The 7,469-nt window shown below is 39.2% G+C and carries 6 protein-coding genes; 4 read left to right on the forward strand and 2 right to left on the reverse strand.

Going from position 1 to position 7,469, the window contains the following annotated elements:
- Positions 1 to 7: 7 nt before the first annotated feature.
- Positions 8 to 403 carry a putative toxin-antitoxin system toxin component, PIN family gene (locus L9W92_RS18170; protein ID WP_240085156.1) on the reverse strand — a complete coding sequence of 132 codons (396 nt, stop codon included), beginning with the start codon at positions 401 to 403 and terminating at the stop codon, positions 8 to 10.
- Complete coding sequence (locus tag L9W92_RS18175; RefSeq protein WP_240085157.1) at positions 387 to 662, reverse strand: AbrB/MazE/SpoVT family DNA-binding domain-containing protein; 276 nt, start codon at positions 660 to 662, stop codon at positions 387 to 389. Before L9W92_RS18175 ends, L9W92_RS18170 begins: the two co-directional genes overlap by 17 nt.
- A 578-nt stretch (positions 663 to 1,240) precedes the next feature.
- Here L9W92_RS18175 and L9W92_RS18180 point away from each other — a divergent pair.
- Genes L9W92_RS18180 through cas3 form a run of 4 tightly spaced genes read left to right on the forward strand, consistent with a single transcriptional unit; the run spans position 1,241 to position 7,294 of the window.
- On the forward strand, positions 1,241 to 3,271 hold the full coding sequence (locus L9W92_RS18180; protein ID WP_240085158.1) for a hypothetical protein: 2,031 nt from the start codon (positions 1,241 to 1,243) through the stop codon (positions 3,269 to 3,271).
- Positions 3,261 to 4,217: a CRISPR-associated protein gene (locus L9W92_RS18185; protein WP_240085159.1), complete on the forward strand. Its 957-nt coding sequence runs from the start codon at positions 3,261 to 3,263 to the stop codon at positions 4,215 to 4,217. The genes L9W92_RS18180 and L9W92_RS18185 overlap by 11 nt, the downstream gene beginning before the upstream one ends.
- A 12-nt stretch (positions 4,218 to 4,229) precedes the next feature.
- Positions 4,230 to 4,916, forward strand: a complete 687-nt coding sequence (gene cas5 / locus L9W92_RS18190; RefSeq protein WP_240085160.1) for a CRISPR-associated protein Cas5 — start codon at positions 4,230 to 4,232, stop codon at positions 4,914 to 4,916.
- A complete protein-coding gene (gene cas3, locus L9W92_RS18195; RefSeq protein WP_240085161.1) occupies positions 4,904 to 7,294 on the forward strand; it encodes a CRISPR-associated helicase Cas3' in 2,391 nt (796 codons plus the stop codon). Before cas5 ends, cas3 begins: the two co-directional genes overlap by 13 nt.
- Positions 7,295 to 7,469: the final 175 nt, after the last annotated feature.

Raw genomic sequence — 7,469 nt, forward strand, 5'->3', positions numbered from 1 at the left:
CACTCGCCTAATATTTTTCGAGGAACCCGGCCGGGCTGATAATCTCCGGCTTCTCCAAATCCAGCCCGTCAAAATCCCTGTCGCCCGTGACGAATACATCTACGTCCTCCATGATTGCCGAATATAAAACCGGATAATCCTTTTCGTCGCGTATTTCAAAAAGCACCGGCTTCGGATGTTGGGGCGTGTAAACAAGCTCATAGGGAAGCCGGCTCAGCAACAGATCCACCGTTTCCAATTTATCCTTGAATTTGCGCCGCACCACGTTCAACAGTTCATCAACCACATACGACGAGAGGATAAGCTGATGCTCCGTTGTAATTTTATAAATCAGCGTATTCATCTGCTGGCCGGGGAACAAAAGCGCGGATATGAGGATGTTGGTATCAATCATTACGCGCATGGCGTTCCTCCCAAAGCTCGCGGCGCACCTCTTTCACCAAATCCACAACGTCCTGTTCCGTTTTCAGACCCAGCCGCTCTGCTTCACCCGCAAAAGCCTCCTGTGCGTTTTTAAGCGCAATCATAGCGGCGTTTTCCATGATAATACGCCCGTTTTCCTCAATAAAAATAACTTTATCACCGTCTTTTACGCCCAGCTTTTTGCGTATCTCAATGGGAATTGTGATTTGCCCGCGCGTTGTGATTTTTGCAAGTTCCATAACAATGCTCCTTTCCGTATTGCATTGGAATCAATGTATTCCTTGAATATATTATACGCTGTTTCTTTAGAAAATATAACAGCTTTGGGTCAAGTTGGCCCGAAGTTTCATTTGTCATACAACCCATCCAATCCCGTCAAGAATATCAGGGTTATTGAAAGGGGGCCGCGCCATGCCGAAAACAGACCACTCCGTTGTCCGCAATGAAGCTTACCGGAAAAGCTCTGTCGCGGCATAAGGGAGCGGCACAACGAGCGGAGAAATCAGGGATACAGCAATCCCGATATTATCAAAGACCGCTCACACCTTAACGTATACTTCAAAACCTGTGAAGGAACTAATCTAAAATTTCCAACTGAAATAGGATTTGTAATAGTAATCAGCGCGTAGATAAATTATTGCCACAAATAAAGGTCGACTCGAAAAAGCTTTTTTCGTGTTTTACTGGAACCGACGCGGCAGGTTAGACTACAGAGTTTTAATATATATGGGGAAAATAGAGGAATTTAATACCACAATACCGAAATAAAGAAATAATAAGATTTTTTTGGTAGGTAAGAAAGTAGGTGAGTGAGTAAATGCTTGCTGAATCAATTATTCGTATAGGTCGTCCAATTAAAAACGGGGGTTTATCTTCAAGAGAAAGGATTCGATTTTTAACTGACATTGCAAGTGAAAACTGCAAGAACTATTTTCGCAATGTGTTTTTAGTAGAAATAAATGAGAGTCGAGCCATTCTCCAACCTATGGAACTCGGTAATATTGTCATGGAGAATAACAAAGAAAATTTTATTGTTGATCATAAACGAGCCGTTGCATTTCCGGTTTTTTACCCTAACGGGGGGAATCCTCTTCATGCACAAGGTATTTATGCCCTTCCATGTTACTTGATGTATGACCCTCATATTAAGTCCATTAGAGAGCAAGAACAGTTTAAAAAGAAATTTTTGTTGCCGCGACTGAATAGTACCCTTCAATATAAAGATATGGTAAAAGATGCGATAAATAAATTAGCAGATATAGTTGCCGACTTATTTGCCCAAAAGGCTTCTGAACTAATAACAGAGGACAAGCAGTTAGGTATAGTCATGATTTATGATGAACGATTACCTATGTTCCAAAAACGCAAAGACAAAATAAATAATAATAATATGATTTGGATTAGCACTAGTAACTTGGTTTCTGGCTTTAATCTCTATTTAAATGGTGAAGAGGTATTAAAAAGGATAAGTGAAGCTAAATTCTATGAGGCAGCAGAACTGGGGAAAGAGAAAGATGTCATATCCACTTTTTCGAACAAAAAAGTGGATGAAGCAGTTTCAATCTACAATAAATCATGGCTTTGGCTATCACCGACTTGGGAAGCTCCGCGTTCAATTTATTGGAAAGATGACGAATGGACCAAAGGGATAAAAGTAGATGCAGAAAACTATGAGGCTTTTTTGTATGGAGTGCAGTTTCTTAAGGAAATTCAAGTTCCTGTTTCCAATGCTGTTTTGAAAGAGATGTTTGCACCCATTACAAATGTAGAAGCCAAAAAAAACATGAGTTTTTCCAGTTTTGAAGCCATTTATGGTATACCGATGGTATTACCATTAGTTGACGGTGACTCACAACAGCTTTATCAAAAATACCGCAAAATGTTGGTAAAGGGTAATGTGAGAGAAAGTGACAGCGATCTGCATTTAAGAGTATTGGCGGGTATTGATAAAGTTGTTCCGGAAACAGGGGATGAGCATCGTTTAACAATTTTATATTATTCAGGAGATCTCTCACGGGGTAACATGCACATCCGCGCAGTAATTGAAGATGTTATACCCAGTGTAGCGAGAAAAATTGAAAAAATAATGAATCTATTAAAAGCTAGGGAAACAAGCATAATCCAAGAAGCATTTGTAGTAAAAAAACAAGAGTTTTACAGGACTCAAACTCTTCCATCACTGCTTGCCAACGCATACGGGCCTGGGTATGTGTGGTATTCTCTGCAAGCTGCTTTACACAAAGAATCTTTAAGTGTAGACCGTTTACGTTTGACGACAGCACGTAAACTTAATGAACTTGCTAACAAAGAAGACTGGTGGCAGATGGCACAAGAACTTGTCTTCTATTACAGCTTTTTGTATTTTTTACAACAATATGAGGAAAAAATTCTTGAGCGCAAAGGAGGATTGAAAACGTTGGCTGACTGGAACAATTTTATGGATTTATTCAGTAAGGGAAAGCTTGATTTAAATCATTTAGAATCGGTAGAGCAGTTGGGATTTGTTGCAGGTCTATTAACTAAGCAGTTTTCCAACTCGTATTATCGGAAGACAAAAAAGGATTTTGTTAAACAACGGGTGATGAAATTTGGCAGCAAATTAAATCCCGAAATGATTTGGAAAAATGGATTGCTGCGCAGTGAAGAACTAGCCCAGCAATGGGAAATGAAAATCGGGGCAAATTTCCGCCCAGTTTTGGCGCAGACGCTATTAGGATTTCTCGAAAAGCAACATCAGTTAATTCCAGAAAAAGATTCATTTATGACGGCATTTTGGTCCGGCTATTTATTATATCAGTCAGAAAAGAAAAACGACAAATCTGAGGAGGTTGAAAACAATGGCAATTAATAGCGGAGAAATCTTGTTTATTAAATCAGTAAAGGATGGTATACCCAATCGCGATCCGCTTAATGACAGTGATGCAAGAAGATTGTTTCCGGAAGAAGATGGAAGAATCTCCTTAAGTGATGTGAGTATTAAAAGGGATGTAAGAGATTTTGTAATTGACTATGAACCTAATGGTGGTGAAGAAAAGAAGAATTTTGTTTTTGTTCAGGAGGTAATTAACGAAAAGGGGAAACTGTTGGGCCGCGGAAGTTTAGCCCAACTGATCGCCAAAGATGTAGGAAAAGAAAAAGAAGCGAAGGAAGACATGAAAAGTGTTTTGGTAGATCACTGTTTTGACGTCCGCGCCTTTGGAATAGTATATTCAGTGAAACCCAAATTTAATCTCACCGGCCCTGTGCAGTTTGGTTGGGCCCATTCTCTTCATCCTGTAGATACTCAATACGTACAAGGGACAGTTGTCATGCCAAGTGCTGATATGTCAGACGATGGGGAAGGAAAAACACAAGGGACAATTTGGACGAATTATGTATTACCTTTTGCGGTTTTCGCTATGCCGGCTGTTATTAATGCTAAAGCTGCGGAGCATTCAGGGATGAAAGAGGAGGATCAAGAACTGTTGTTGCGTGCCTTATGGCAGGGAACACAGCATCGTCAGGCTAGAGGAAGAGGAAAACAGCATCCTTTGCTTTTAATCCATATCGAGTATAAAGACCCGTTTTACCGTTTTGGTTATCTTGAAGAATTAGTTTCTCTTTCTCCTGATGTGGCTTCTTGGAAGACATCTGGGAAAATCCCTTCATCTCTTCAAGATATTACATTAGATTTAACCAAACTTCTAAGTACTATTGACGAAAAAAAAGATAGAATTGCCCGCTGTCGGATCTGGGTTCAGCAAGGTGTAAAACTTAATGGTGATGTTGCTCCATTTATGCAACCATTATGGTAAAGGTGAAATACAATGAAAGGCATAGCGTTTGATATCAAAGGGAATTTAGGGCATTTCCGGCGGCCTGATACAACAGCAACGCAAATGACTTATCCCTTTATCACTCCCACAGCGGCAAAAGGGTTGGTTGGGGCAATCTTGGGCATGGAAGATTTTGTAACAACAGATAAGATTGGAATTAAACTTTTGCACCCGGTGCGAATTGTTGCGCAACAGATGTCCATGCTCGGTAAAGATTCTGGTTCAACATTTAATCGGCCTACAACTATTGAGTTATTAGTTAATCCTGCCTATCGGATTTATTACACAGGGGAAGAGTATACAGAACAACTTTTGGCATTTCTTGCACAAGAGAAATCTGTTTATACAACTTATCTAGGGGCAGCATATGCCCTGACAAAACCAGTTCTCTATAAAATTTTCCCTGATGTATACTATGTACCGATGGAGGAACAAGAAATTACATTAAGCAGTGTTGTTCCTATAGCAATTATTAAAAATATCGTACTTAAGACTGACAATTATTATTGTCGAGCAGGGGGCTATTTATTCCAATATAAGAAAAATAGGACTTTTGAGAAATCCATTGATTTCCTTTATGAAAAAGATGGTAAGCCAATCTCAATTATTCCTAAAGAAGAACCATTACTTGATCTTGTGCTAGCAAAATTTGGAAGGGATATCGTGTGCTTGATTTAGTTCCTTTTGAGCAATGCATAGCTCGGCCAGCTGATAAAGACAAAACTTACCTCTTAAGTGAGCATTTGGTTGGCGTAAAGAACGCTATGGAAAAACGGTTGAGTTTTCAATGCCAAGATACTGCGTTTATCAAATTGGCTGGGTTAGCGGGGCTTTGCCACGATATAGCTAAAGCGCACGTGGAATGGCAGAATTATATTAGAGGAAAACGTAAGAGAGGGCCCAATCATGCTCCAGAAGGGGCTTTCTTCTTTTCTTATTTGAGTTATCATTTGCTCAAAAAGGAGAAGAAATGGGAAGAATATGCAGTAATCTGGTTATGGCTAATAAGGGATATAGCGGATCATCATGGTCACTTGAAAAGTCTTAATGAGCACCACTGGATTGGGGCAGGTGCATGGGATAAAATGGATTTGCCAAGGATAAAGCGGTTTATTTGCCATTACTATCCTGAGTTAAACCCAATGATTCTTTCGGCTGGAACACTTGACCAGTGGACCGAAGAAATATTTGAAATACTTGAGGAAGTTACCGATAAACTTGACCTTGGATATTCCTTTGCTTCCCATGAAATCTTGATGAACAGATTAAGTAGATGGCGTGAGCTAACAACTGCTTTGGTAGCGGGTGATCGCTTTCACGTAACTCCTACTAACACAACTATATTCCAAAAGGAAGACCATGAGCGAAGCAACAAGATTATTGATATTTTTTGCCACGGAAACCGCAACCAATCCATGTCAGAAATTAGAAGCGATGCCCAAAGGCAGATTCTCTTACAATTAAGACAAGATTCTAAACGCAAAATCTATACTTTAGAGATGCCAACAGGTTATGGAAAAACAATTACTGCCATGAAAATAGCTGCCTGGCTTGGGAAAGAGCAGGGGTACGAAAAAATTATTTACGTAGCACCTTACCTTTCTATTTTAGAGCAAACGAGCAATGTTGTTGAAAATGTGTTGAATATGCATGTTCTCGAACATCATTCCTTAGCTATTAGGGAAACAAAAATTACGAAAGCCGCGGATGAAAGCGATGAGGATGAAATAAATTCTGGTCAATTGATCATGGAATCATGGGCTAATTCCATTGTATGCACCAGTTTTCAACAATGGTGTAAAGCTATTTTCCCTGAAAAGGCTCAAGATACATTGCGCAGGGCATTTTTAGAAAATAGTGTGATTATTATAGATGAGCCACAAATTTTTGCAGCTGAAAGTTGGAACGTTTTCTTATGCGGATTAGAGTCATTGGCCGACATATACAACTTGCGCGTTATCTTTTTATCGGCAACTATGCCTCCTTTTGAATACGGACTTACAAAACAAGCGCAACCGGGTCACCTTGCAATTAAACCAGTAAAACATGTTGAACGTTATAAATTGGAGCAAAGAGGAGAAATGGATGAACAAGAACTGGCTGATTTTTTGTTGTCAAGACCGGAACGATTACAAGCAGCCATATTAAATACCATTACTGATGCTTACTTAGTGTATAAAAGCCTTGCTTCCAAAATAAAATCGCTTAACGTAAAACTTCTTCATGGGATGATGACTCCTCTTCATAAGCGAGTGGAAATAAAAAAGATAAAACATTTTCAGGAAAAACAAACTGAGGAACCGTTATACGTAGTTTCTACGCAGGTTATTGAAGCCGGTGTCGATCTGAGCTTCGAGCATATTGTGCGTGCCTTGCCTATTCTTCCTTCTATTGTCCAAGCCGCTGGACGTGTCAACCGTAATTTTTCAGAAAAACTGGGAACTCTCACTTCGATCTTGTTTTTGCGAGAAGGAGAAAAAAACACGCGAGGATTTATTTACCCACAAAAATTGGTAAAACTTACTGATGAACTTTTGCGGCAGAAAGAGGTATGGTTCGAATCTGAATTGCTCCGACTCATTAAGGATTACTACAAGCGGATGTTTGAACACAATTCCTATGAAGCAGGTAAACAGGCAATATCTGATGCTTATGAGGGGAATTGGCCAGCATTAGGGCAATTTAAACCTTTTGGTGAAGATTATTATAAATTACCGGTATTTGTTCCATGGCAGTCGAGCGAAGAAGATGAAGTTTATTTTCCTCAGAAATTTACAGAATTACAACGCCGTTTTCAACTTTTCTCACCCGAAGACATCTATGAATGCTATACGGACAAAGATTTTTATTTAAAACTTTTATTTCAAGAACAAAAAGAATTTATAATTTTAATGAATCACTATGTAGTTAACGTTCCCGCTAAACTAGCATTTACATTGGTAAATAAAGAATTGTATCTCCAAAATAGAATTCCTATCTTGCTTAACAGAGATGATTATGATCCGATTGCAGGATTAGCAAAGCGTAATTTCGAAGGGATTGAACAATTTATCTAATACAGCCTTTATTGTGTTTCCTCATGACTAGACAATAAAATAGCTTAATTGTGAACGGTCAATAAAAATACAGCATTTTCGGCCATTTAAAATGCAGCACTTGGCCACATATTTTACTGGAAATTTATTAACTTCTTTGAAACTGCCGGTATAGGCGGGATGGAAGGAGCCCGTA

It is taken from the genome of Pelotomaculum terephthalicicum JT, assembly GCF_022410535.1.
Taxonomy (GTDB): Bacteria; Bacillota; Desulfotomaculia; order Desulfotomaculales; family Pelotomaculaceae; genus Pelotomaculum_D; species Pelotomaculum_D terephthalicicum.

Excerpts from the sequence above, each read along its gene's own strand:
- L9W92_RS18170 (WP_240085156.1), bottom strand. The coding sequence starts at position 403 with ATGCGCGTAATGATTGATACCAACATCCTCATATCCGCGCTTTTGTTC.
- L9W92_RS18175 (WP_240085157.1), bottom strand. The coding sequence starts at position 662 with ATGGAACTTGCAAAAATCACAACGCGCGGGCAAATCACAATTCCCATT.
- L9W92_RS18180 (WP_240085158.1), top strand. The coding sequence starts at position 1,241 with ATGCTTGCTGAATCAATTATTCGTATAGGTCGTCCAATTAAAAACGGG.
- L9W92_RS18185 (WP_240085159.1), top strand. The coding sequence starts at position 3,261 with ATGGCAATTAATAGCGGAGAAATCTTGTTTATTAAATCAGTAAAGGAT.
- cas5 (WP_240085160.1), top strand. The coding sequence starts at position 4,230 with ATGAAAGGCATAGCGTTTGATATCAAAGGGAATTTAGGGCATTTCCGG.